The following is a 23,154-nucleotide window of genomic DNA, read 5'->3' as shown; positions in this document are numbered from 1 at the left end:
CCCGGCAGCTCTCCCGAACGGCAGGAGGTGATCACCGGTGATCGCACTGTCCCTCGCCGAGATCGCCGCCATCACCGGCGGGCAGCAGCACGACATACCGGACCCGCTGGCCACCGTCGCCGGTCCCGTCGTCATCGACTCCCGTGAGGTGAAGCCGGGCAGCCTCTTCGCCGCCTTCGCCGGCGAGCACGTCGACGGCCACGACTACGCGCAGCGCGCCGTCGAGGCGGGCGCGGCAGCCGTGCTGGCCGCCCGCCCCGTGGGCGTCCCCGCCATCGTGGTCGACGACGTCGAGCGCGCCCTGGGCGCCCTCGCCCGGGCCGTCGTGGAGCGGCTGGGCACCACCGTCGTCGCCCTGACCGGCTCGGCCGGCAAGACCAGCACCAAGGACCTGATCGCCCAGCTCCTGCAGCGGATCGCCCCCACGGTGTGGACCCCCGGCTCCCTCAACAACGAGATCGGCCTGCCGCTGACCGCGCTGCGCGCCGACGCCGGCACCGCCAACCTCGTCCTGGAGATGGGCGCCCGCGGCATCGGCCACATCCGCTACCTCGCCCAGCTCACCCCGCCGCGCATCGGCGTCGTCCTCAACGTCGGCACCGCGCACATCGGCGAGTTCGGGGGCCGGGAACAGATCGCCCAGGCCAAGGGCGAACTGGTCGAGGCGCTGCCCGCCGCCGCCGAGGGCGGCATCGCGGTGCTCAACGCCGACGACCCGCTGGTCCGTGCCATGAGCGCCCGCACCAAGGCCCGTACGGTGCTGTTCGGCGAGGCCCCCGACGCGCAGATCCGCGCCGAGGACGTCCGCCTCACCGCGACCGGGCAGCCCCGCTTCACGCTGCACACACCCACCGGGTGCGCCGACGTGACCATGCGGCTGTACGGTGAGCACCACGTGTCGAACGCGCTCGCCGCCGCCGCCGTCGCCCATGAGCTGGGCATGCCTGTGTCCGGGATCGCCGACGCGCTCTCCGGTGCGGGCCAGCTCTCGCGCTGGCGGATGGAGGTCACCGAGCGCGCGGACGGCGTGACGATCGTCAACGACGCCTACAACGCGAACCCCGAGTCCATGCGAGCCGCGCTGCGCGCGCTGGCCGCGATGGGCGAAGCCGCACGGGCTAGGGGCGGACGTACGTGGGCAGTACTCGGTCAGATGGCCGAGCTCGGCGGCGAGTCACTCGCCGAGCACGACGCTGTCGGGCGGCTCGCCGTCCGGCTCAACGTCAGCAAGCTCGTGGCAGTCGGGGGCAGGGAAGCGGCCTGGCTGCGGATGGGCGCCTATAACGAGGGTTCGTGGGGTGAGGAGTCGGTGCACGTGTCCGACGCGCAGGCGGCGGTCGACCTGTTGCGCAGCGAGCTGCGCACGGGAGACGTCGTACTGGTGAAGGCGTCCAGGTCGGTGGGGCTGGAACGGGTGGCCGAAGCGCTGCTCGCGGTCGACGGTGAGGTCGCCGGCTGATGAACCAGATCCTCTTCGCGGGTGTCATCGGTCTGTTCCTGACCCTCATCGGCACCCCGCTGCTGATCAAGTTCCTGGCCCGCAAGGGCTACGGCCAGTTCATCCGCGACGACGGCCCCCGCGGCCACGCCGGGAAGAAGGGCACGCCCACCATGGGCGGCATCGCCTTCATCCTGGCCACGCTCATCGCGTACGCCGTGACGAAGGTGATCACCAGCAAGGAGCCGACGACGTCGGGCCTGCTGGTGCTGTTCCTGACCGCGGGCATGGGCCTGGTCGGCTTCCTCGACGACTACATCAAGATCGTCAAGCAGCGGAGCCTGGGCCTGCGCGCCAAGGCGAAGATGGCCGGCCAGCTGATCGTCGGCATCGCCTTCGCCGTCCTCGCCCTGCAGTTCGCCGACACCCGGGGCCAGACCCCGGCCTCCACGCGGCTGTCCTTCACCCAGGACTTCGGCTGGTCCGTCGGCCCCGTGATCTTCGTGGTCTGGGCGCTGTTCATGATCCTCGCGATGTCGAACGGCGTGAACCTCACCGACGGCCTCGACGGCCTCGCCACCGGCGCCTCCGTGATGGTCTTCGGCGCCTACGTCTTCATCGGCACCTGGCAGCACGGCCAGTCCTGCGCCAACCAGCTGACCGCCGGAGCCTCCTGCTACGAGGTGCGCGACCCGCTCGACCTGGCGGTCGTCGCCTCGGCCCTGATGGGCTCCTGCTTCGGCTTCCTGTGGTGGAACACCTCGCCCGCCAAGATCTTCATGGGTGACACCGGCTCGCTCGCCCTCGGCGGCGCGCTGGCGGGACTGGCGATCTGCTCCCGCACCGAGCTGCTGCTCGCCCTCCTCGGCGGCCTGTTCGTGCTGATCACCATGTCCGTGGTCATCCAGGTCGGCTCCTTCCGCCTCACCGGAAAGCGCGTCTTCCGCATGGCCCCGCTGCAGCACCACTTCGAACTCAAGGGGTGGAGCGAAGTCCTTGTGGTGGTCCGGTTCTGGATCATCCAGGGCCTGTGCGTGGCCGTCGGACTCGGAATCTTCTACGCCGGATGGTTGGCCATCAAGTGAGCCGCACGAGCTTCAACGGCAAGCACATCACCGTCGCCGGCCTCGGCGTGAGCGGCATCAGCGCCGCCCGCGCCCTGGCCGGCCTCGGCGCGAGCGTGACCGTCGTCGACGGCGGCGACAGCCCGGCGCTGCGCGAGCGCGCCGCCGGCCTGCGGTCCCAGGGCATCGCCGTCCGCCTCGCCGACGCCGACACCCTGCCCGAGGGCACCGACCTGGTCGTCACCTCGCCGGGCTGGAAGCCGGACAGCCCGCTCTTCACGGCAGCCGCCGCGGCGGGCGTGGAGGTCGTCGGCGACGTCGAGATCGCCTGGCAGCTGCGCGACGAGACCTCCGCGCCGTGGCTCGCGATCACCGGCACCAACGGCAAGACCACCACCGTCCAGATGCTCGCCTCCATCCTGGAGGCCGCCGGGCTGCGCACCGCCGCCGTCGGCAACATCGGCACCCCGATCATCGACGTGGTGCTGGGCGACCAGCCCTACGACGTGCTCGCCGTCGAGCTCTCCAGCTACCAGCTGCACTGGGCGCCCTCGCTGCGCGCCCACTCCGCGGCCGTGCTCAACCTCGCGCCCGACCACCTCGACTGGCACGGCTCCATGGCGGCCTACGCCGCCGACAAGGGCCGCATCTACGAGGGCAACCAGGTCGCCTGCGTCTACAACGTAGAGGACCCGGCCACCGAGGCCCTGGTGCGCGAGGCCGACGTCGAGGAGGGCTGCCGCGCCATCGGCTTCACCCTCGGCGCCCCCGGCCCCTCCATGCTCGGCGTCGTCGAGGGCCTGCTCGTGGACCGGGCGTTCGTGCCCGACCGCCACAAGAACGCCCAGGAGCTCGCCGAGGTCTCCGACATCAAGCCGGCGGCCCCGCACAACATCGCCAACGCCCTCGCCGCCGCCGCCCTCGCCCGCGCCTTCGGCGTGGACGCGCGGGCCGTCCGGGACGGGCTGCGCGCCTTCCGGCCCGACGCCCACCGCATCGCCCACGTCGCCGACGTCGACGGCGTCGCCTACGTGGACGACTCCAAGGCCACCAACACCCACGCGGCCCGGGCGTCGCTGGCGGCGTACGAGTCGATCGTGTGGATCGCGGGCGGCCTGGCCAAGGGCGCCACGTTCGACGAGCTGGTCGCCGCCTCCGCGAAGCGGCTGCGCGGCGTCGTCCTCATCGGGGCCGACCGGGCGCTGATCAGGGAAGCACTGGCGCGACACGCCCCGGATGTCCCGGTGGTGGACCTCGAGCGGACCGACACTGGGGCGATGGCCGCGGCGGTGCGCGAGGCGGCCCGGATCGCCGGTCCGGGGGACACCGTCCTCATGGCCCCGGCGTGTGCGTCGATGGACATGTTCACCAACTACAACGAGCGCGGCGAGGCCTTCGCCGAGGCCGTACGGGCCCTGGCCGCCGGCCGCGACGCGCAGCAGTAGCCGCCGGTCCCCACGGCGCGGGCCGGCGGCGTGGGACACCAGCGGAGGGGACACCCGGATGCACGCCGACGACACCGCCGCGAGCGGCGCGTGGACGGCCCTGCGGGGCCCCGCCGCGCGCACCCGGCCCGCCCGGGCGCCCCGCCCGGCCCCGCGCGGCGCCCCCGGCGGCCCACGGCGCCCCCGGGGCGGCCCCGGCGGCCTGCGGGGGCTGCACGCCCGCGCCAGGCGCGCCTGGGACCGCCCGCTGACCGCGTACTACCTGGTGCTCGGCGGCTCCCTGCTGATCACCGTCCTCGGCCTGGTGATGGTCTACTCCGCCTCCCAGATCAAGGCGCTGCAGAACGGCCTGGCGCCCAGCTACTTCTTCCGCAAGCAGCTGCTGGCCGCCGCCATCGGCACCGTGCTGCTGCTCGCGGCCGCCCGCACCCCGGTCAGGCTGCTGCGCGCCCTGGCCTACCCGCTGCTCGCGGTCTCGGTCCTCCTGCTCTGCATGGTCCAGGTGCCCGGCGTCGGCGAGACGATCAACGGCAACACCAACTGGATCTCGCTGGGCGGCCCCTTCCAGCTGCAGCCCAGCGAGTTCGGCAAGCTCGCGCTCGTCCTGTGGGGCGCCGACCTGCTGGCCCGCAAGCAGTCCAAGAAGCTGCTCACCCAGTGGAAGCACCTGCTGGTGCCGCTGGTGCCGGTGACCTTCCTGCTGCTCGGCCTGATCATGCTGGGCGGCGACATGGGCACCACCGTCGTCCTGACCGCCGTGCTGCTCGGCCTGCTGTGGGTGGCGGGCGCCCCCACCAGGCTCTTCTCCGGAGTGTTCGGCGTCACGGCCGCCCTGGCCATACTCTTCATCAAGACCAGCGCCAACCGCATGTCCCGCCTGGAGTGCATCGGCGCCACCGACCCCGGTGCGAACGATCAGTGCTGGCAGGCCGTGCACGGGATCTACGCGCTGGCCAACGGCGGATGGTTCGGTGCCGGCCTCGGGGCCAGTGTGGAGAAATGGGGCGAACTCCCCGAACCCCACACCGACTTCATCTTCGCCATCACCGGCGAGGAACTGGGTCTGGCGGGGACGCTGTCGGTGCTCGCCCTCTTCGCGGCTCTAGGCTATGCGGGTATCCGCGTGGCCGGACGCACGGAGGACCCCTTCGTGAGGTACGCCGCGGGAGGTGTGACCACCTGGATCACGGCCCAGGCCGTGGTCAACATCGGTGCGGTGCTCGGCCTGCTGCCGATCGCCGGTGTCCCGCTCCCGCTGTTCTCCTACGGAGGGTCCGCCCTGCTGCCGACCATGTTCGCCATCGGGCTCCTGATCGCCTTCGCGCGCGACGAACCCGGTGCACGGGCGGCGCTGGCCATGCGGCAGCCTGGGGTGAGATGGAAGACGATGAGACGGCGCGTCAAGAAGCGACCGTCCGGAGAGCGGTGAATTTCGGTGCATGTCGTACTCGCCGGCGGGGGGACCGCCGGCCACATCGAGCCCGCGCTCGCCCTCGCGGACGCCCTGCGCAGGCAGGACCCGACCGTGGGGATCACGGCGCTCGGCACGGAGCGGGGTCTGGAGACCCGGCTCGTGCCCGAGCGGGGCTATGAGCTGGGGCTGATCCCGGCCGTACCGCTGCCCCGCAAGCCCACCCCGGAGCTGATCACCGTCCCCGGACGGCTGCGCGGCACCATCAAGGCCGCCGAGCAGATCCTGGAGCGCACCCGGGCGGACTGCGTGGTCGGCTTCGGCGGCTACGTGGCGCTGCCCGGCTACCTGGCCGCCAAGCGGCTCGGCGTGCCGATCATCGTCCACGAGGCCAACGCCCGCCCCGGCCTCGCCAACAAGATCGGCTCCCGCTACGCCGCCTCGGTCGCGGTGAGCACGCCGGACAGCAAGCTGCGCAACGCCCGCTACGTCGGCATCCCGCTGCGCCGCACCATCGCCACGCTGGACCGGGCCGCCGTCCGCCCCGAGGCGCGGGCCGCCTTCGGGCTCGATCCCAACCTGCCGACGCTGCTGGTCTCCGGCGGCTCGCAGGGCGCCCGCCGGCTCAACGAGGTCGTCCAGGCCGTCGCCCCGGCGCTGCAGCGCTCCGGCATCCAGATCCTGCACGCGGTCGGCCCGAAGAACGACCTGCCGCATGTGGACAACATGCCCGGAATGCCGCCCTATATCCCGGTATCGTATGTAGACCGGATGGACCTCGCGTACGCCGCGGCCGACATGATGCTCTGCCGCGCGGGCGCGATGACCGTCGCCGAACTCTCCGCCGTCGGCCTGCCGGCGGCCTACGTCCCGCTGCCCATCGGCAACGGCGAGCAGCGGCTCAACGCCCAGCCGGTGGTCAAGGCGGGCGGCGGCCTGCTGGTCGACGACGCCGAGCTCACTCCCGAGTGGGTGCTCAGCCAGGTGGTCCCGGTGCTCTCCAACCCGCACCGGCTGTACGAGATGTCCCGTTCGGCCGCCGAGTTCGGCCGGCGCGACGCCGACGAGCTGCTCGTCGGCATGGTCTACGAGGCGATTGCCGCACGCAGAGCGGGCTGACGGCCCGCAGGAGCAGGAGGCTGGGGAGCGTGGCCGGACCGACGACCGCCCGGCGCGGTGGCCAGAAGAACGCCAAGTCCAAGGCGGCCGGCTCGGCCAGGTCGCCCAAACGGTCCCGGATCGCCCTGCTGCCGCCCCGCCCACCCCGGCGGGGCGGCAAGGCGCGGGGGAGCGCCCCACGCGGCTCCAGGCCCCGTCCCCGGCCCCTGCGACGGCGCAGGCTGCTCCTGTGGTCGGTGGCGGCCGTGCTCCTCGGCACGGCCCTGTGGTGGGCCTTCTACGGCTCGACCTGGCTGCGCGTCACCCGGGTGGAGGTCAGCGGCACCACCGTGCTGACGCCCGAGGAGGTGCGCGAGGCGGCCGAGGTCCCGCTCGGCGACCCCCTCGCCTCCGTGGACACCGACGCCATCGCGGAACGGCTGCGCAACCGGCTGCGGCGGATCGAGGCGGTGGACGTCGAACGTTCCTGGCCGCACGCGATCGGTCTGAAAGTGACCGAACGACAGCCCAAAGCGCTCCTCGAAAAGGGCGGGAAGTTTATCGAAATCGACGGCACGGGCGTGCGGTTCGCCACAGTCGATCACCCGCTCCAGGGGGTGCCCCGGCTCGTGGTGGAGCCCGACGGCTCGCCCAGCCACCGGCGCTTCGGCACCGAACAGCTCGAACGCGAGGCCGTACGGGTGGCGGCGGCCCTGCCCGCACCCGTTCGTGGTGACACCCGCGTGATCCGCGTACGCTCATACGACTCCATCACCGTCGAACTGACGGGCGGTCGGACCATCGTCTGGGGCAGTGGTGAGCGGAGCGACGCGAAGGCCCGCACGCTCACCGCGCTGCTCAAGGCCGCGGGGGGCGCGAAGCGCTACGACGTGAGCGCCCCGGGAGCCCCGGCGGTGTCCGGGAGTTGACGTTCCTCCCGCTCGGCCAGCACCCTGGTTGGCTACGGCTATGGGTGATCACATAGGGTGAAAAGAAAAACGGGAGGTTCGGCGTGTTCGTTGAAGCCGCGCCGCTTGTCGACTTAGTGTCCTGCTTCAGAGAACCCAGGGAACAGTGACACCGGTAACCCTAAACTTCAACGTTAGGGTTCGGGTCGGCATTGAGAACCGCCCCCAGGCATACGTAACTCGAGGCGAGAGGCCTTCGACGTGGCAGCACCGCAGAACTACCTCGCAGTCATCAAGGTCGTCGGTATCGGCGGCGGTGGCGTGAACGCCATCAACCGGATGATCGAGGTCGGTCTCAAGGGCGTCGAGTTCATCGCGATCAACACCGATGCGCAGGCCCTGCTGATGAGCGACGCCGACGTCAAGCTCGACGTCGGCCGTGAACTCACCCGCGGCCTCGGCGCCGGCGCCAACCCCGACGTCGGCCGCAAGGCCGCCGAGGACCACCGCGAGGAGATCGAGGAGGTCCTCAAGGGGGCCGACATGGTCTTCGTCACCGCCGGCGAGGGCGGCGGCACCGGCACCGGCGGCGCGCCCGTCGTGGCCAACATCGCCCGTTCGCTGGGCGCCCTGACGATCGGTGTGGTCACCCGCCCGTTCACCTTCGAGGGCCGCCGCCGCGCGAACCAGGCGGAGGACGGCATCGCGGGTCTGCGCGACGAGGTCGACACCCTCATCGTCATCCCCAACGACCGGCTGCTGTCCATCTCGGACCGCCAGGTGAGCGTGCTCGACGCGTTCAAGTCGGCCGACCAGGTACTGCTGTCCGGCGTCCAGGGCATCACCGACCTCATCACCACCCCGGGTCTGATCAACCTCGACTTCGCCGACGTCAAGTCCGTGATGTCCGAGGCCGGCTCGGCCCTCATGGGCATCGGCTCGGCGCGCGGCGACGACCGCGCGGTGGCCGCCGCCGAGATGGCGATCTCCTCGCCGCTGCTGGAGGCGTCCATCGACGGCGCCCGCGGCGTCCTGCTCTCCATCTCCGGCGGCTCCGACCTCGGTCTCTTCGAGATCAACGAGGCGGCGCAGCTGGTCAGCGAGGCGGCCCACCCCGAGGCCAACATCATCTTCGGCGCCGTCATCGACGACGCCCTCGGCGACGAGGTCCGGGTCACGGTCATCGCGGCCGGCTTCGACGGCGGGCAGCCGCCGGCCAAGGGCAGCCGCGACAAGGTGCTCGGCGGCTCCTCCTCCTACGGCTCCGGCCGCGAGGAGAGCGGCTCGGCCGCCGCGACAGCCGGCCGGCCGGTGGCGCCGGCCGAGCCCTCCCGGCCGTCCTTCGGCAGCCTCGGCAGCGTGACCCCGCGCACCGAGGAGCCCGTGCCGGACCCGGCGCCCGTCGCCGAGGTCCCGCCGCCCCCGGTCGCTTCGCCCCAGGTCCCGCCGGCGCGTCCGTACCAGGACTCGACCGCCGAGGAACTGGACGTTCCCGACTTCCTGAAGTGACCTCAAGGAACCGGTGAGCGGCTCCCAGTGATAGGGCAACAGCACACAGTGCCTTCCGTAGAGCACGTGGCACACGCGAGCGGCGCGCACTTCGCCTTCACCGACAGGTGGGGCGGGGTGAGCGCCGCTCCGTATGCGGAGCTCAACCTCGGCGGCGCGGTCGGCGACGACCCGGCCGCCGTCCTGGCCAACCGCGAGCGGGCCGCCCGGGCGCTCGGCCTCGACCCGGCCGCCGTCGTCTGGATGAACCAGGTGCACGGCAAGGACGTCGCCGTGGTGGACGAACCCTGGCAGGCAGGGCAAGCCGGGCGAACGGGTGAAATCCCGGCGGTCGACGCCGTGGTGACGACCCGTCGGGGCCTGGCCCTCGCGGTGCTGACCGCGGACTGCACCCCGGTCCTGCTCGCCGACCCGGTCGCCGGGATCGCGGGCGCCGCCCACGCCGGGCGGCCCGGACTGCTGGCCGGCGTCGTGCCCGCGGTCGTCGGGGAGATGCTCCGGCTGGGCGCCGACCCGGCCCGGATCCTCGCCCACATCGGGCCCTCGGTCTGCGGCCTGTGCTACGAGGTGCCCGAGGCCATGCGCGCCGAGGTCGCCGCGGCGGTGCCCGAGGCATGGGCCACCACCCGCCAGGGCACCCCCGCGGTGGACGTCGCGGCCGGAGTCGTGGCGCAGCTGGGCCGGATGGGTGTCGGCGTCAGCGGCACCTCTCCCGTGTGCACGCTGGAGTCGGCGGACCACTTCTCCTACCGGCGCGAGCGGACCACCGGGCGACTCGCAAGCTATGTGTGGCTGGACGGCTGAGCTGTGACGGACCGTAGAACCCAGTTGGCGGACAACCTCGCCCGGGTGGAGGAACGTATCTCCGCCGCCTGCGCGGCAGCGGGCCGGGGGCGCGAGGAGGTGACGCTCATCGTGGTCACCAAGACCTACCCGGCGAGTGACGTCCGCCTCCTGTGCGAACTGGGGGTGCGTCATGTCGCCGAGAACCGCGACCAGGACGCCGCCCCCAAGGCCGCCGAGTGCTCGGATCTGCCCCTTACCTGGCACTTCGTCGGTCAGTTGCAGACAAACAAGGTCCGGTCGGTGGTGAATTACGCCGGTCTGGTGCACTCCGTTGACCGGAACAGACTGGTCACGGCGCTGTCGACGGCGGCCGTCCGGGCCGGCCGGGAGCTGGGCTGCCTGATCCAGGTGGCCCTGGACGCGGAGTCCGGGGCCCGGGGGGAGAGAGGCGGCGTCGCGCCCGACCACGTGCCGGCCCTGGCCGAGGCGATCGCGGAGGCCGAAGGGCTGCGACCCGCCGGTCTCATGACGGTCGCTCCGCTCGACGGGCCATACGCGGGAAGGCCTCGGGCCGCTTTCGACCGGCTGATGGAAATCGCAACGGACCTGCGCGCGGCCCATCCGGCTGCGAACATGGTGTCAGCAGGGATGAGCGCGGACCTCGAGGACGCCGTCGCGGCCGGTGCGACACATGTACGTGTCGGCTCAGCGGTACTCGGAGTCCGACCCCGGCTCGGGTAACGTCGCCAGGAAGTCGGACCACAGCAGAAAATATGGTCATTCCCGTCAAAAGGCGGGCGGACCACGTGGATCCGGGCGCCGTTGACGGAGCCGATCCACCACAGAGCGGAGGACGCAGAGAATGGCCGGCGCGATGCGCAAGATGGCGGTCTACCTCGGCCTCGTGGAGGACGATGGGTATGACGGCCCGGGGTTCGACCCCGATGACGAGTTCGAGCCCGAGCCCGAGCCGGACCGGCGCCGGCAGCACCAGACACATCAAGCACAACAGACGCAATCGGACGAACCGGTTCGAGTCGCCCAGCCGCCCGCGCAGCGCGAACCCGCTCCGCTCGTAGCGGAAACGGGACGACCCGCCCGAATCGCCCCCGTGTCGTCCATCACACCCGAACGCCACTCTCTGGAGAAGAACGCACCGGTGATCATGCCCAAGGTTGTGTCCGAGCGGGAGCCTTACCGCATCACGACATTGCACCCCCGGACCTACAACGAGGCCCGTACCATCGGGGAACACTTCCGCGAAGGTACCCCGGTGATCATGAATCTCACCGAGATGGACGACACCGACGCGAAGCGTCTTGTCGACTTCGCGGCGGGTCTGGTCTTCGGACTCCACGGGAGCATCGAGCGGGTGACGCAGAAGGTGTTCCTGCTGTCTCCTGCTAACGTCGATGTCACGGCGGAGGACAAGGCCCGTATCGCAGAGGGTGGGTTCTTCAACCAGAGCTGAGACGCAACACCGGGCAATCCGGACAACGGCCAGTCAGGCCGAGTACGAGCAAGGGGAGAGGGAAGCGCGAGATGGGCATCGCACAGCAGGTGATCTACATCGCGCTGTACTGCTTTCTGATCGTGCTGATCTTCCGGCTGGTGATGGACTACGTCTTCCAGTTCGCCCGCTCATGGCAACCCGGTAAGGCGATGGTGGTGGTCCTGGAGGCCACCTACACTGTCACCGATCCGCCACTCAAGCTTCTGCGGCGGGTCATCCCGCCGCTGCGTCTCGGGGGCGTGGCGCTCGACCTGTCCTTCTTCGTACTGATGATCATCGTCTACATCCTGATCACCGTCGTGAGCCGGCTGTGAACGCGGCTGTGAACGATACGGTCTTGCCGATTGCCGACGACTACGTTGAGGTGAAGAAGAGATGCCGCTGAGCCCCGAGGACGTGCGGAACAAGCAGTTCACGACCGTCCGCCTCCGAGAAGGCTATGACGAGGACGAGGTCGATGCCTTCCTCGACGAGGTCGAGGCCGAACTGACCCGCCTGCTCAGGGAGAACGAGGACCTGCGCGCCAAGCTGGCCGCCGCGACGCGCGCCGCCGCGCAGAACCAGCAGCAGGCCATGCGCAAGCCCGAGCCGCAGGAGCAACGACCCGGCGCTCCGGTGCCCGCCGCCATATCCGGCCCGCAGCCGGTGCCGCCGAACCAGCAGCAGATGGGTGGCCCGCCGCAGCTTCCGGGCGGTGCCCCGCAGCTGCCGGCCGGCCCAGGCGGACACGGCCACGGTCCCCAGGGTCCGCACGGTCCCGGCCCGATGGGACAGAACGGTCCGATGGGTGGCCCGATGGGCGGACCCATGGGGCAGAACGGACCTATGGGGCAGAACCCCATGCAGCAGAACGGTCCGATGGGCCAGAACCCGATGCAGCAGAACGGCCCCATGGGTGGCCCGCAGCTGCCGCAGCCGGGGCAGGGTCCCGGCGGTGACAGCGCGGCCCGTGTTCTGTCGCTCGCGCAGCAGACGGCCGACCAGGCGATCGCGGAGGCCCGTTCCGAGGCCAACAAGATCGTCGGCGAGGCCCGCAGCCGTGCCGAGGGTCTGGAGCGGGACGCCCGTGCCAAGGCGGACGCCCTGGAGCGGGACGCGCAGGAGAAGCACCGCGTGGCGATGGGCTCCCTGGAGTCCGCGCGCGCCACGCTGGAGCGCAAGGTCGAGGACCTGCGTGGCTTCGAGCGCGAGTACCGCACGCGACTGAAGTCCTACCTGGAGAGCCAGCTGCGTCAGCTGGAGAACCAGGCGGACGACTCGCTGGCCCCGCCGCGGACCCCGGCGACCGCGTCGCTGCCGCCGGCCCCCTCGATGAGCGGGTCGATGGCCTCGGCCGGTGCGGGCATGGGCGGTCACTCCATGGGCGGCAACTCCATGGGTGGCAACCAGTCCATGGGCGGCCACGGCGGCCCGTCGACCGGTGCCCCGTCGTACGGCGGTCAGCAGCAGATGTCGCCGGCGATGACGCAGCCGATGGCGCCGGTGCGGCCGCAGGGCCAGCAGCCGATGCAGGCTCCCTCGCCGATGCGTGGGTTCCTCATCGACGAGGACGACAACTGACGGCTGGATCCGTCAGCACACATGGGCCGGGCCCCTGGGATTTCCCAGGGGCCCGGCCCATTTCCGTTGTGGTCGCGCCTCAGGCGCGGGTGGGTGGGCGAAGACCCCGGCGCGAAGCGCCGGGGTCACCCGTCTGCTTACGCCTTACGGAGGCGGAACGTCAGTCCGAGACCTTCGTCCGTGAACGGCTCACCGTAGGAGTCGTCGGCGGAGCCGGCGGCGAAGTCCGTGGCCAGGACCTCGTCGGCGATGAGGCCGGCGTGCTCGTCGAGCGCCGTGGTCGTGGCGGCGTCCGTGGAGGTCCACCGAAGGGCGATCCGGTCCGCGACGTCCAGGCCGCTGTTCTTGCGGGCTTCCTGGATCAGCCGGATGGCGTCGCGGGCCAGGCCCGCACGCCGCAGCTCCGGAGTGATCTCCAGGTCGAGGGCCACGGTGGCACCCGAGTCGGAGGCCACGGACCAGCCCTCGCGCGGGGTCTCGGTGATGATGACCTCGTCCGCGGCGAGCGTGACGGTCTCCCCGTCGACGACCACCGAGGCCGTGCCCTGGCGCAGCGCGAGGGAGAGCGCCGCCGCGTCCGCCGCGGCGACGGCCTTGGCCACCGCCTGGACGCCCTTGCCGAACCGCTTGCCCAGGGCGCGGAAGTTCGCCTTGGCCGTGGTGTCGACGAGCGAGCCGCCCACCTCCGACAGGGAGGCGAGCGAGGAGACGTTGAGCTCCTCGGCGATCTGCGCGCGCAGCTCCTCGCCGAGCGCCTCGAAGCCGGCCGCGGCGACCAGCGCGCGCGACAGCGGCTGGCGCGTCTTGACGCCCGACTCGGCGCGCGTGGCGCGGCCCAGCTCGACCAGGCGCCGGACCAGCAGCATCTGCTGGGACAGCGTCGCATCGATCAGCGTGGCGTCGGCCTTGGGCCAGGTGGACAGGTGCACCGACTCCGGGGCCTGCGGGTCGACCGGGACGACGAGGTCCTGCCACACCCGCTCGGTGATGAACGGCACCAGGGGCGCCATCAGCCGGGTCACGGTCTCGATGACCTCGTGCAGCGTGCGCAGCGCGGCCGCGTCGCCCTGCCAGAACCGGCGGCGCGAACGGCGCACGTACCAGTTGGACAGGTCGTCCACGAAGGACGACAGCAGCTTGCCGGCGCGCTGGGTGTCGTAGGCCTCCATGGCCTGCGTGACCTGGTCGGTCAGCGCGTTCAGCTCGCTGAGCAGCCAGCGGTCGATCAGCGGGCGGTCGGCCGGGGCCGGGTCGGAGGCCGAGGGGGCCCAGCCGGACGTACGCGCGTACAGGGCCTGGAAGGCGACCGTGTTCCAGTACGTGAGGAGCGTCTTGCGGACGACCTCCTGGATCGTGCCGTGGCCGACGCGGCGCGCGGCCCACGGGGAGCCGCCGGCGGCCATGAACCAGCGGACGGCGTCGGCGCCGTGCTGGTCCATCAGGGGGATCGGCTGGAGGATGTTGCCCAGGTGCTTGGACATCTTCCGGCCGTCCTCGGCGAGGATGTGGCCCAGGCAGACGACGTTCTCGTACGACGACTTGTCGAAGACGAGCGTGCCGACGGCCATCAGGGTGTAGAACCAGCCGCGCGTCTGGTCGATCGCCTCGGAGATGAACTGCGCCGGGTAGCGCTGCTCGAAGAGCTCCTTGTTCTTGTAGGGGTAACCCCACTGGGCGAACGGCATCGAGCCGGAGTCGTACCAGGCGTCGATGACCTCGGGGACGCGCACGGCCGTGTGCGAGCAGCCCTCGGTGGTGCAGGTGAAGGTGACGTCGTCGATGTACGGGCGGTGCGGGTCCAGGCCGCTCTGGTCGGTGCCGGTGAGCTCGGAGAGCTCGGCCAGCGAGCCGACGCAGGTGAGGTGGTCGTCCTCGCAGCGCCAGATGGGCAGCGGGGTGCCCCAGTAGCGGTTGCGGGAGAGCGCCCAGTCGATGTTGTTGTTCAGCCAGTCGCCGAAGCGGCCGTGCTTGACCGACTCGGGGAACCAGTTGGTCTTCTCGTTCTCCGCGAGCAGCCGGTCCTTGATCGCGGTGGTGCGGATGTACCAGGACGGCTGCGCGTAGTACAGCAGCGCGGTGTGGCAGCGCCAGCAGTGCGGGTAGCTGTGCTCGTACGCGATGTGCTTGAACAGCAGGCCCCGCTCGGTGAGGTCGGCGACGAGCTTCTCGTCGGCCTTCTTGAAGAACTGGCCGCCGACGAGGCCCAGGCCCTCCTCGAAGGTGCCGTCGGGGCGGACCGGGTTGACGACGGGCAGGTCGTACGCGCGGCACGTCTTGAGGTCGTCCTCACCGAAGGCGGGGGCCTGGTGGACCAGACCGGTGCCGTCCTCGGTGGTGACGTACTCGGCGTTGACGACGAAGTTCGCGCCGTCCAGCTCGACCAGGTCGAAGGGGCGACGGTAGCTCCAGCGCTCCATCTCGCGGCCGGTGAAGGACTGGCCGGTGGCCGTCCAGCCCTCGCCGAGGGCCTTCTCCAGCAGCGCCTCGGCGACCACCAGCTTCTCGTTGCCGTCGGTGGCCACGACGTAGGTGACGTCCGGGTGCGCGGCGGCGGCGACGTTGGAGACGAGCGTCCACGGGGTGGTCGTCCACACCAGCAGCGCCGCCTCGCCCGCGAGCGGGCCGGAGGTCAGCGGGAAGCGCACGAAGACGGACGGGTCGACGACCGTCTCGTAGCCCTGCGCCAGCTCGTGGTCGGACAGGCCGGTGCCGCAGCGGGGGCACCAGGGGGCGACGCGGTGGTCCTGGACCAGCAGGCCCTTGTTGAAGATCTCCTTCAGCGACCACCAGACCGACTGGACGTACTCGGGGTCCATGGTCCGGTAGGCGTCGTCCAGGTCGACCCAGTAGCCCATGCGGGTGGTGAGCTCGGCGAACGCGTCGGTGTGCCGGGTCACGGACTCGCGGCACTTCGCGTTGAACTCGGCGATGCCGTACTTCTCGATGTCCTGCTTGCCGTTGAAGCCGAGCTCCTTCTCGACCGCGAGCTCGACCGGCAGGCCGTGGCAGTCCCAGCCGGCCTTGCGGCCGACGTGGTAGCCCTGCATGGTGCGGAAGCGCGGGAAGACGTCCTTGAAGACGCGGGCTTCGATGTGGTGCGCACCGGGCATGCCGTTGGCGGTCGGGGGGCCCTCGTAGAAGACCCACTCGGGGCGGCCCTCGGACTGTTCGAGGGTACGGGCGAAGGTCTTGCTCTCGCGCCAGAATTCGAGCACGGCGTGCTCGAGCGCGGGCAGATCCACTTGTGCGGGTACCTGGCGGTACTGCGTCATCGGCTTCCTCCGGCGGGACGTCATTGCGCTGTCCGTCGGAGGGACGAGAACGCGCTGTCCGCTGCGCTTCCCGCGGTACCACCCTCCTTGGCCGCAGGCGTGTCACGCCTCCGGCCCCCTCATTGGGATCGCGATGCCGGTTCTACTGACCCCTCGGGGCGTTCTTCCGGCGGCTCCGGGCTGATCTTCACGTCGCGCACACCCCCGGGCTCGCACCGTCCCCGGGTCGCTCATGGCTGCGTGCGGCGCTACTCGTCCCTTCCACGCCTTTCGCTGCCGCCCAGTGTACGGGGCCGGGCGGGCGGTGGCCCACCGATTACGGGGCCGGAGGCGGGGCACAACGCCGGCGACCGGCGTGCCCCGTTGCCGCGTGCCGTGAGGCGATTTATCGTTCCCGCACGATTTGCGCGCAAGATCATAAAATGTGAAGGGGTCGCGGCCATGGCGGAGAAGTCGGCGTCCGCGAAGAAGGCGACGGTGGCCAGGAAGGCCGCGCCCGCCAGGAAGGCCGCCAAGGCCGCCAAGGCCGCCCCGGCGGCGAAGGGGGCCGCGTCTGCGCGGAAGCCCACGGCTGAGGAGCCGGCTCCGGCGAAGAAGGCAGCGGCGGCGAAGAAGGCGGCGAAGGCCGCCCCCGCGAAGACGGCCACGGCGAAGAAGGCTGCGGCCAAGACCACCCCCGCGAAGAAGGCCGCCCCCGCCAAGGCCGCCCCCGCCAAGGCCGCCCCTGCCAAGGCCACGCCCGCCAAGGCCGCACCCGCGAAAACCGCCACGGGGAAGAAGGCGACGGCCAAGGCGGCTCCGGCGAAGACGGCCGCCACCGCCAAGGCCGCACCCGCGAAAACCACCACGGGGAAGAAGGCGACGACCAGGGCCGCCCCCGCGAAGAAGGCCGCAGCGGAGCGCCCGGCCGCCCCGGCCGAGGCCCCGCCCGCGCCGAAGGCCGCAGCGGCCAAGAAGGCCGCAGCGGCCCGCAAGGCGCCCGCCAAGAAGGCCGCCCCGGCCCGTAAGGCCCCTGCCAAGCAAGCCTCAGCGGCTGAGCAAGCCGCCCCTGCCAAAGCCGCACCGGCGAAGCAAGCCGCACCGTCTGAGCAAGCCGCCCCCGCCAAAGCCGCCCCTGCCAAGCAAGCTGCACCGGCTGAGCAAGCAGCCCCCGCCAAGGAGCCCGCTCCCGCCAAGCAAGCTGCACCGGCGAAGCAAGCCGCCCCCGCCAAAAAGGCCCCGCCCGCCAAGAGAGCCGCACCGGCCAAAAAGATGGCGTCAGCCAAAAAGGCCGCGTCGGCGGGGAAAAGCGTGCAGGCGGGGAAGACTGCCACGGTGGCCGATGCCGTGGGGGCGGAGGCCGCCGGCAAGGGTGCCGCACCCGTGGGGAAGGGCGCGACAGGGAAGAGAGCCACCTCGGCCGTGTCGGCCGGGGCGGCAGGCAAGGCCGCCCCGGCCGACACGGCCGTCAGGGTCGACAAGTCCGCACCGGCCCCCACGGCGGTGCCCGCTGAGGAGACGGGAGCCAGGACGGTGGCTGCGAAGAAGACCGCGAACAAGGTGCCGGGGGCGCGCACGGCCGCCGCCGAGCCGGGGGTGCTGGCCGTACGGCCGGGCGAGGAGCCCTGGTCGCCGGAGGAGGTGGCGGAGGCCCGCGACGAGCTGCAGGGCGAGGCCGTGCGGCTGCGGGCCGAGATCGCCTCCTCCGAGGAGGCGATCAGCGGCCTGATGCGTGACTCGGGCGACGGCGCCGGCGACGACCAGGCCGACACCGGCACCAAGAACATCACCCGTGAGCACGAGCTGGCCCTGGCCGCGAACGCCCGCGAGATGCTGCGGCAGACCGAGCGGGCGCTGGAACGCCTGGACGCCGGAACGTACGGCCTGTGCGAGAACTGCGGGAAACCCATCGGCAAGGCCCGTATGCAGGCGTTCCCCCGGGCCACCCTGTGCGTGGAGTGCAAACAGCGCCAGGAACGTCGCTGACCGGCCCGGCACCACGTGCCGTACCCTCGTCCTCAGTCAGCAGGGACGACATCCAGGGACTCACGTGACTGAGGCGGAACAGGCCGGACGGCCCACCGAGCCCACCGGGCCGGCCCAGCCCACCGGGGCGCCGGCCACGGCCGACGGGGCGGGCGCGCCCACCGGCAAGCGGCGCATCGCGGTGCTGCTCGCGGTGGCCGCCTTCGCCTACCTCCTCGACCTGGGCAGCAAGCTGTTCGTGGTGGCCCAGCTGGAGCACCACGACCCCGTCCCGGTGATCGGCGAGTGGCTCCAGTTCGAGGTCGTCCGCAACCGCGGCGCGGCCTTCGGCATCGGCGAGGCGATGACGATCGTCTTCACGGTCATCGCCACCGCCGTGATCGTGGCGATCGCCCGCATCGCCCGCAAGCTCTACAGCCTGCCGTGGGCGATCGCGCTCGGCCTGCTGCTGGGCGGCGCCTTCGGCAATCTCACCGACCGGCTCTTCCGCGCGCCCGGCGGCTTCGAGGGTGGGGTGGTGGACTTCATCGCCCCCGCCCACTTCGCGGTCTTCAACCTCGCCGACTCCGCGATCGTCTGCGGCGGCTTCCTGATCGTCATCCTCTCCTTCCGGGGCCTGGACCCGGACGGGACCGTCCACGACGACTGAGCCGGAGGCCGCGGCGGGCCCGCGCGTGCGGGCCTGTCACAGCCGTCCGTCATACTCGACGGGTGAGCACCATTCCCGAGATCCGCGCCCTGCCCGTTCCCGACGGCCTCGAGGGCGAGCGCGTCGACGCTGCGATCGCCCGTATGTTCGGCTTCTCCCGCACCAAGGCGGCCGAGCTGGCGGCCGCGGGCAAGGTCCAGCTCGACGGGGCCGAGGCCGGGAAGTCCGACCGGGTGACCGGCGGCGCCTGGCTCGAGGTCGAGATGCCCGCGCCGCCCGCGCCGGTGCAGATCGTCGCCGAGCCCGTCGAGGGCATGGAGATCGTCCATGACGACGACGACATCGTCGTCATCGTCAAGCCGGTCGGCGTGGCGGCGCACCCCAGCCCCGGCTGGTCCGGCCCCACCGTGATCGGCGGGCTCGCCGCCGCCGGGTACCGCATCTCCACCTCCGGTGCCGCCGAGCGCCAGGGCATCGTGCACCGCCTCGACGTGGGCACGTCCGGCCTGATGGTGGTCGCCAAGTCCGAGCGCGCCTACACCCTGCTCAAGCAGCAGTTCCGCGAGCGCACGGTCGACAAGCGCTACCACGCGCTGGTCCAGGGCCACCCTGACCCCATGAGCGGCACCATCGACGCCCCCATCGGCCGCCACCCCAACCACGACTACAAGTGGGCGGTCACGGCCGAGGGCAAGCCGTCGGTGACCCACTACGACCTGATCGAGGCGTTCCGGGCCGCCAGCCTCCTCGACATCAAGCTGGAGACCGGCCGTACGCACCAGATCCGGGTGCACATGTCCGCGCACCGGCACCCCTGCGTCGGCGACCTCACCTACGGCGCCGACCCCACCCTGGCCAAGCGGCTGAAGCTCACCCGCCAGTGGCTGCACGCCATGCGGCTCGGCTTCGAGCACCCCTCGGACGGCCGCTGGGTCGAGTTCGAGAGCGCCTACCCCGAGGACCTGCAGTACGCCCTGGACACGGTGCGCGCCGAGAGCTCCTGAGGCGGTCGGTGCCCGTGAGGCGGGCGGGGAGCGTGTGAGGCAGGCTGGAGGTCTGTTCGACCGCGCCGACCCGCCCGGAGGGCATCCGTGGACCAGCTCGCGCTGCTGTTCGTGCTGCTGCTCGGGGCGCTGGTCACGGTGCCGCTCGGGGACCGGCTGGGGCTGCCGTCCCCCGTCCTGATGACGATCGGCGGGATCGTCCTCGCGCTGGTGCCGTTCGTGCCCGCCGTGGACATCCCGCCGGAGTTCATCCTCCCGCTGGTGCTGCCGCCCCTGCTCTACGCCACCGCCCAGCGCACCTCGTGGCGGCAGTTCGCGGCCAACCGGCGGCCGATCTTCCTGCTGGCGGTCGCGCTGGTCTTCGTCACCACCGCCGCCGTCGCCGCCGTCGCCCACGCGATCGTGCCCGGGATCTCGCTGGCCGCCGCCGTGGCGCTGGGCGCGCTCGTGGCCCCGCCCGACCCGGTCGCCGCCACCTCCGTCGCCGGCGCCCTGGGCCTGCCGCGCCGCCTGGTCTCCATCCTGGAGGGCGAGGGGCTCTTCAACGACGTCACCGCCATCGTGCTCTACCACGTGGCCATCGCGGCCGCCGTCAGCGGCAGCTTCTCCCTGCCGGAGGCGGTCGGCGCGCTGGTGCTGTCGGCCGTGGTGGCCGTCGTGGTCGGCCTCGCGCTGGGCTGGGCCACCAAGCGGCTGATGGGCGTCCTCGGGGACGCCACGCTCCAGATCGGTCTCACCCTGCTGGTGCCGTTCGTCTCCTACGTCCTCGCCGAGGAGCTCAAGGGCTCCGGCGTACTGGCCGTGCTGACGACCGCCCTGTACCTGGCCGAGTACACGCATGACCCCGACGACGTCCTGGGCCGGCTGGCGGGGCACACCTTCTGGGAGGTCGTCGACACCCTCGTCACCGGCGCGGCCTTCGGCCTCGTCGGCCTGGAGCTGCACAACGCCGTCAGCACGGCCTCCGGCCGCTGGGGCGAGATGCTGGGCATCGGCGGCGTCGTCGTCGCGGTGGTCGTCGGGGTGCGGCTGCTGTGGCTGCTGCCGGCCGCGTGGCTGACCAAGAAGCTGCACAAGCGCCTGGACATCCACGAAGAGGTCCTGATGAGCTGGCGCGAGACGGTGGTGACGTGGTGGTCGGGGATGCGCGGCGTGGCCACGGTGGCCCTCGCCCTGGCCATCCCCCTGACGACGGAGGACAAGGCCCCCTTCCCGGCCCGTGACGAGATCCTCTTCGTCGCGTTCGCCGTCATCCTCGCCACCCTCGTCGCCCAGGGCCTGACCCTGCCCCGGCTCGTGCGTGTGCTGGGGGTGGCCGCCGACCACGACGAGAGCCTGGAGCAGGAGCGGCAGCTGGCCGCGCGGGCGGCGAAGGCGGCCCGGCACCGGCTGATGGAGATCGTGGAGGCCGAGGACCTTCCCGAGGACATGATGGAGACGCTGGGCCGGCGCGCCTACGACATCGGCGCCCGCATCAGCCCCGAGATGGTCGACGACGAGCGCCGCGAGGCACACGCGCGGCGGGTGGAGCGGCTGCGGACGCTCCACCGGGTCCAGGGGGAGCTGCTGTCGGCGGCGCGGCGGGAGGTCATCGCGGCCCGCAGCGAGCCGAGGATGGACCCGGAGGTGGTGGACAGGGTGCTGCGCCATCTGGACGAACGCACCCTGCGCGGCATCTGAACCGCGCGGCCCCCGCAAGCCTTCCGCAAGCCGCCCTCACGTCGCCCCCGGGCCCGGCCCCATGTCCTCGGCGGCCGGCGGACTCTGCGGGCGGTCGGGCGCCAGGGCGGGGCCGGGCGCGGGCGCGGTGTTGATCCGCGGCAGCGCGTAGGGGTGCTCACGACGCAACCACGTGATCATCTCCTCGCGCACCATGCAGCGCAGGGCCCATATGTCGTCGGCGTTGCGGGCCGTCACCAGCGCCCGTACCTCGACCGTGGTGGGCGTGGTGTCCGTGACCACCAGGTTCCAGGCCCGCTCGTCCCATTCGAGGGCCGCCTTGAGCACGTCGTGCAGGCGTTCGCGCATCAGGTCGACGGGGACGGCGTGGTCGAGGTGGAAGAAGACGGTGCCCGTCATCCGGGGATCGCCCCGCGACCAGTTCTCGAACGGCTTGCTGGTGAAGTACGACACCGGCATGGTCAGGCGCCGCTCGTCCCAGGTGCGCACCACCAGATAGGTGAGCGTGATCTCCTCGACGGTGCCCCACTGCCCCTCGACCACGACCGTGTCGCCGATGCGGACCATGTCGCCGAAGGCGATCTGCAGCCCGGCGAAGAGATTGCCCAGCGTCGACTGGGCGGCGATACCGGCGACGATGCCGATGACGCCGGCCGAGGCCAGCAGGGACGCGCCCGCCGTCCGCATGGGCGGGAAGGTCAGCAGCATGGCGGCCACCGCCACCACCGTCACCGCGGCCGTCACCACCCGCTGGATCAGCGTGACCTGCGTCCGTACCCGCCGTACCCGCGCCGGGTCCTGGGCGCCGGCGGCGTAGCGCGCGTAGGTGGACTCGACCACGGCCGTGGCCACCCGGACCGCCAGCCAGGCGCAGGCCCCGATGAGCACCAGCGTCAGCACCTGCCCCGCGACCTCCGCGTGCCACGGGGACAGTTCCGCCGAGGGATAGCCGGCCCGCAACAGCGCCGCGCACAGCACCAGCCGCACCGGCACTCTGCAGCGGCCCAGCAGCCCCCACAGCGGCGTCTCCGGATGGCGGGCCCCGACGCGCCGCACCGCCTGGTCCGCGATCCAGCCCGCCAGCAGCGTGATCACCACCGCCGCGCCGACGAGCGCGAGGGGACGCAGTATGTGCTCCATGGGCACCTCCGCTCCTTCCGAACGTAGCTGGCACGATGGGAGCACGCTCCCCCAGCCGGAAGCCGGGAGGAGCCCCCACAGCTGTAAGGAAGTGACCTCCAGTGGCGTCCCCTACCACGATTGTCCTTTTTCATTCGGCCTACGGGCTCCGGCCCGCCGTCCACGCCGCCGCCGAACGCCTGCGCGCGGCCGGGCACGAGGTGCACGTACCGGACCTCTACGAGGGGCGTACGGCGGAGACCGTCGAGGACGGCATGGCGATCAAGGACGAGATCGGCCGGGAGGAACTGCTGCGCCGCGCCGTGACCGCCGCCGCGCCGCTGTCGGACCGGGGGCTGGTCTACGCGGGGTTCTCGCTCGGCGGGTCCATCGCGCAGAACCTGGCGCTGGGGGACGAGAAGGCCCGCGGTCTGCTGCTCCTGCACGGCACGTCCGACCTGGCCGAGGACGCGTCCGTGGACGAGCTGCCGGTGCAGCTGCACGTCGCCGACCCGGACCCGTTCGAGCCGCACGACTGGCTCAACGCGTGGTACCTGCGGATGCGGCGGGCGGGGGCGGACGTGGAGGTCCACCGCTACCACGGTGCCGGGCACCTCTTCACGGACCCGGACCTGCCGGACTACGACGAGGAGGCGTGCGAGACCACGTGGAAGGTGGCGCTGGGCTTCCTCGACGAGATCGCGGAGGCCGGGGCCTGACGGCCGCCGCCCCG

General features: G+C 71.8%; 19 protein-coding genes. 17 read left to right on the top strand and 2 right to left on the bottom strand.

The window, feature by feature from the left end:
* Positions 1-37: 37 nt before the first annotated feature.
* The 12 genes from murF (at position 38) to ABZ956_RS10100 (ending at position 12,732) form a co-directional block, all read left to right on the top strand.
* A complete protein-coding gene (murF, locus tag ABZ956_RS10155; RefSeq protein WP_361889809.1) occupies positions 38-1,459 on the top strand; it encodes a UDP-N-acetylmuramoyl-tripeptide--D-alanyl-D-alanine ligase in 1,422 nt (473 codons plus the stop codon).
* Positions 1,459-2,523, top strand: coding sequence for a phospho-N-acetylmuramoyl-pentapeptide-transferase (mraY, locus tag ABZ956_RS10150; RefSeq protein ID WP_361889806.1), 1,065 nt, complete (start codon positions 1,459-1,461; stop codon positions 2,521-2,523). The genes murF and mraY overlap by 1 nt, the downstream gene beginning before the upstream one ends.
* Positions 2,520-3,947, top strand: coding sequence for a UDP-N-acetylmuramoyl-L-alanine--D-glutamate ligase (gene murD / locus ABZ956_RS10145; protein WP_361889803.1), 1,428 nt, complete (start codon positions 2,520-2,522; stop codon positions 3,945-3,947). Before mraY ends, murD begins: the two co-directional genes overlap by 4 nt.
* Positions 3,948-4,005: 58 nt before the next feature.
* Entirely contained in the window at positions 4,006-5,376 is a 1,371-nt protein-coding gene (ftsW, locus tag ABZ956_RS10140; RefSeq protein ID WP_361889800.1) for a putative lipid II flippase FtsW, read from the top strand.
* A gap of 6 nt (positions 5,377-5,382) precedes the next feature.
* Positions 5,383-6,477, top strand: a complete 1,095-nt coding sequence (gene murG, locus ABZ956_RS10135; protein ID WP_361889797.1) for an undecaprenyldiphospho-muramoylpentapeptide beta-N-acetylglucosaminyltransferase — start codon at positions 5,383-5,385, stop codon at positions 6,475-6,477.
* 29 nt (positions 6,478-6,506) lie between these two features.
* Positions 6,507-7,385, top strand: coding sequence for an FtsQ-type POTRA domain-containing protein (locus ABZ956_RS10130; RefSeq protein WP_361889794.1), 879 nt, complete (start codon positions 6,507-6,509; stop codon positions 7,383-7,385).
* Positions 7,386-7,625: 240 nt separating this feature from the next.
* On the top strand, positions 7,626-8,873 hold the full coding sequence (ftsZ, locus tag ABZ956_RS10125) for a cell division protein FtsZ (RefSeq protein ID WP_361889791.1): 1,248 nt from the start codon (positions 7,626-7,628) through the stop codon (positions 8,871-8,873).
* A gap of 66 nt (positions 8,874-8,939) precedes the next feature.
* A complete protein-coding gene (gene pgeF / locus ABZ956_RS10120) occupies positions 8,940-9,677 on the top strand; it encodes a peptidoglycan editing factor PgeF (protein WP_361889788.1) in 738 nt (245 codons plus the stop codon).
* Positions 9,678-9,680: 3 nt separating this feature from the next.
* The gene (locus tag ABZ956_RS10115) at positions 9,681-10,400 is read left to right on the top strand and encodes a YggS family pyridoxal phosphate-dependent enzyme (RefSeq protein WP_361889785.1); all 720 of its coding nucleotides are present in this window, start codon (positions 9,681-9,683) and stop codon (positions 10,398-10,400) included.
* A 121-nt stretch (positions 10,401-10,521) separates the two neighbouring features.
* Positions 10,522-11,130 carry a cell division protein SepF gene (gene sepF, locus ABZ956_RS10110; protein WP_361889782.1) on the top strand — a complete coding sequence of 203 codons (609 nt, stop codon included), beginning with the start codon at positions 10,522-10,524 and terminating at the stop codon, positions 11,128-11,130.
* 71 nt (positions 11,131-11,201) lie between these two features.
* The gene (locus tag ABZ956_RS10105) at positions 11,202-11,486 is read left to right on the top strand and encodes a YggT family protein (protein WP_099197393.1); all 285 of its coding nucleotides are present in this window, start codon (positions 11,202-11,204) and stop codon (positions 11,484-11,486) included.
* Between the two features lie 61 nt (positions 11,487-11,547).
* Positions 11,548-12,732, top strand: coding sequence for a DivIVA domain-containing protein (locus ABZ956_RS10100; protein WP_361889779.1), 1,185 nt, complete (start codon positions 11,548-11,550; stop codon positions 12,730-12,732).
* A gap of 137 nt (positions 12,733-12,869) precedes the next feature.
* Here the strand turns inward: ABZ956_RS10100 and ileS are convergent, their stop codons facing one another.
* On the bottom strand, positions 12,870-16,004 hold the full coding sequence (ileS, locus tag ABZ956_RS10095) for an isoleucine--tRNA ligase (RefSeq protein WP_361889776.1): 3,135 nt from the start codon (positions 16,002-16,004) through the stop codon (positions 12,870-12,872).
* Positions 16,005-16,445: 441 nt separating this feature from the next.
* On the opposite strand from ileS, the gene ABZ956_RS10090 reads away from it, so the two are divergent.
* The 4 genes from ABZ956_RS10090 (at position 16,446) to ABZ956_RS10075 (ending at position 21,302) form a co-directional block, all read left to right on the top strand.
* A complete protein-coding gene (locus tag ABZ956_RS10090) occupies positions 16,446-17,969 on the top strand; it encodes a TraR/DksA C4-type zinc finger protein (RefSeq protein WP_361889773.1) in 1,524 nt (507 codons plus the stop codon).
* A 64-nt stretch (positions 17,970-18,033) separates the two neighbouring features.
* Entirely contained in the window at positions 18,034-18,618 is a 585-nt protein-coding gene (gene lspA, locus ABZ956_RS10085) for a signal peptidase II (RefSeq protein ID WP_361889770.1), read from the top strand.
* Between the two features lie 62 nt (positions 18,619-18,680).
* A complete protein-coding gene (locus ABZ956_RS10080) occupies positions 18,681-19,622 on the top strand; it encodes an RluA family pseudouridine synthase (RefSeq protein WP_361889767.1) in 942 nt (313 codons plus the stop codon).
* Positions 19,623-19,709: 87 nt separating this feature from the next.
* The gene (locus ABZ956_RS10075) at positions 19,710-21,302 is read left to right on the top strand and encodes a Na+/H+ antiporter (RefSeq protein WP_361889764.1); all 1,593 of its coding nucleotides are present in this window, start codon (positions 19,710-19,712) and stop codon (positions 21,300-21,302) included.
* Positions 21,303-21,338: 36 nt separating this feature from the next.
* On the opposite strand, the gene ABZ956_RS10070 is transcribed toward ABZ956_RS10075, so the two are convergent.
* Complete coding sequence (locus ABZ956_RS10070; protein ID WP_361889761.1) at positions 21,339-22,442, bottom strand: mechanosensitive ion channel domain-containing protein; 1,104 nt, start codon at positions 22,440-22,442, stop codon at positions 21,339-21,341.
* Positions 22,443-22,543: 101 nt separating this feature from the next.
* On the opposite strand from ABZ956_RS10070, the gene ABZ956_RS10065 reads away from it, so the two are divergent.
* Entirely contained in the window at positions 22,544-23,140 is a 597-nt protein-coding gene (locus tag ABZ956_RS10065) for a dienelactone hydrolase family protein (protein ID WP_361889758.1), read from the top strand.
* The last annotated feature ends 14 nt before the right edge of the window (positions 23,141-23,154 follow it).

The organism is Streptomyces sp. NPDC046261, from assembly GCF_040646235.1.
Classification (GTDB): Bacteria; Actinomycetota; Actinomycetes; order Streptomycetales; family Streptomycetaceae; genus Streptomyces.
Note: the sequence above shows the minus strand (reverse complement) of the source record. Positions and strands in the feature narration are given on the sequence as shown.

What these genes read in the sequence shown, in the direction of transcription:
- mraY (WP_361889806.1), top strand. Translation starts at nt 1,459, where the DNA reads ATGAACCAGATCCTCTTCGCGGGTGTCATCGGTCTGTTCCTGACCCTC.
- ftsW (WP_361889800.1), top strand. Translation starts at nt 4,006, where the DNA reads ATGCACGCCGACGACACCGCCGCGAGCGGCGCGTGGACGGCCCTGCGG.
- sepF (WP_361889782.1), top strand. Translation starts at nt 10,522, where the DNA reads ATGGCCGGCGCGATGCGCAAGATGGCGGTCTACCTCGGCCTCGTGGAG.
- ABZ956_RS10105 (WP_099197393.1), top strand. Translation starts at nt 11,202, where the DNA reads ATGGGCATCGCACAGCAGGTGATCTACATCGCGCTGTACTGCTTTCTG.
- ABZ956_RS10100 (WP_361889779.1), top strand. Translation starts at nt 11,548, where the DNA reads ATGCCGCTGAGCCCCGAGGACGTGCGGAACAAGCAGTTCACGACCGTC.
- ileS (WP_361889776.1), bottom strand. Translation starts at nt 16,004, where the DNA reads ATGACGCAGTACCGCCAGGTACCCGCACAAGTGGATCTGCCCGCGCTC.
- ABZ956_RS10090 (WP_361889773.1), top strand. Translation starts at nt 16,446, where the DNA reads ATGGCGGAGAAGTCGGCGTCCGCGAAGAAGGCGACGGTGGCCAGGAAG.
- ABZ956_RS10070 (WP_361889761.1), bottom strand. Translation starts at nt 22,442, where the DNA reads ATGGAGCACATACTGCGTCCCCTCGCGCTCGTCGGCGCGGCGGTGGTG.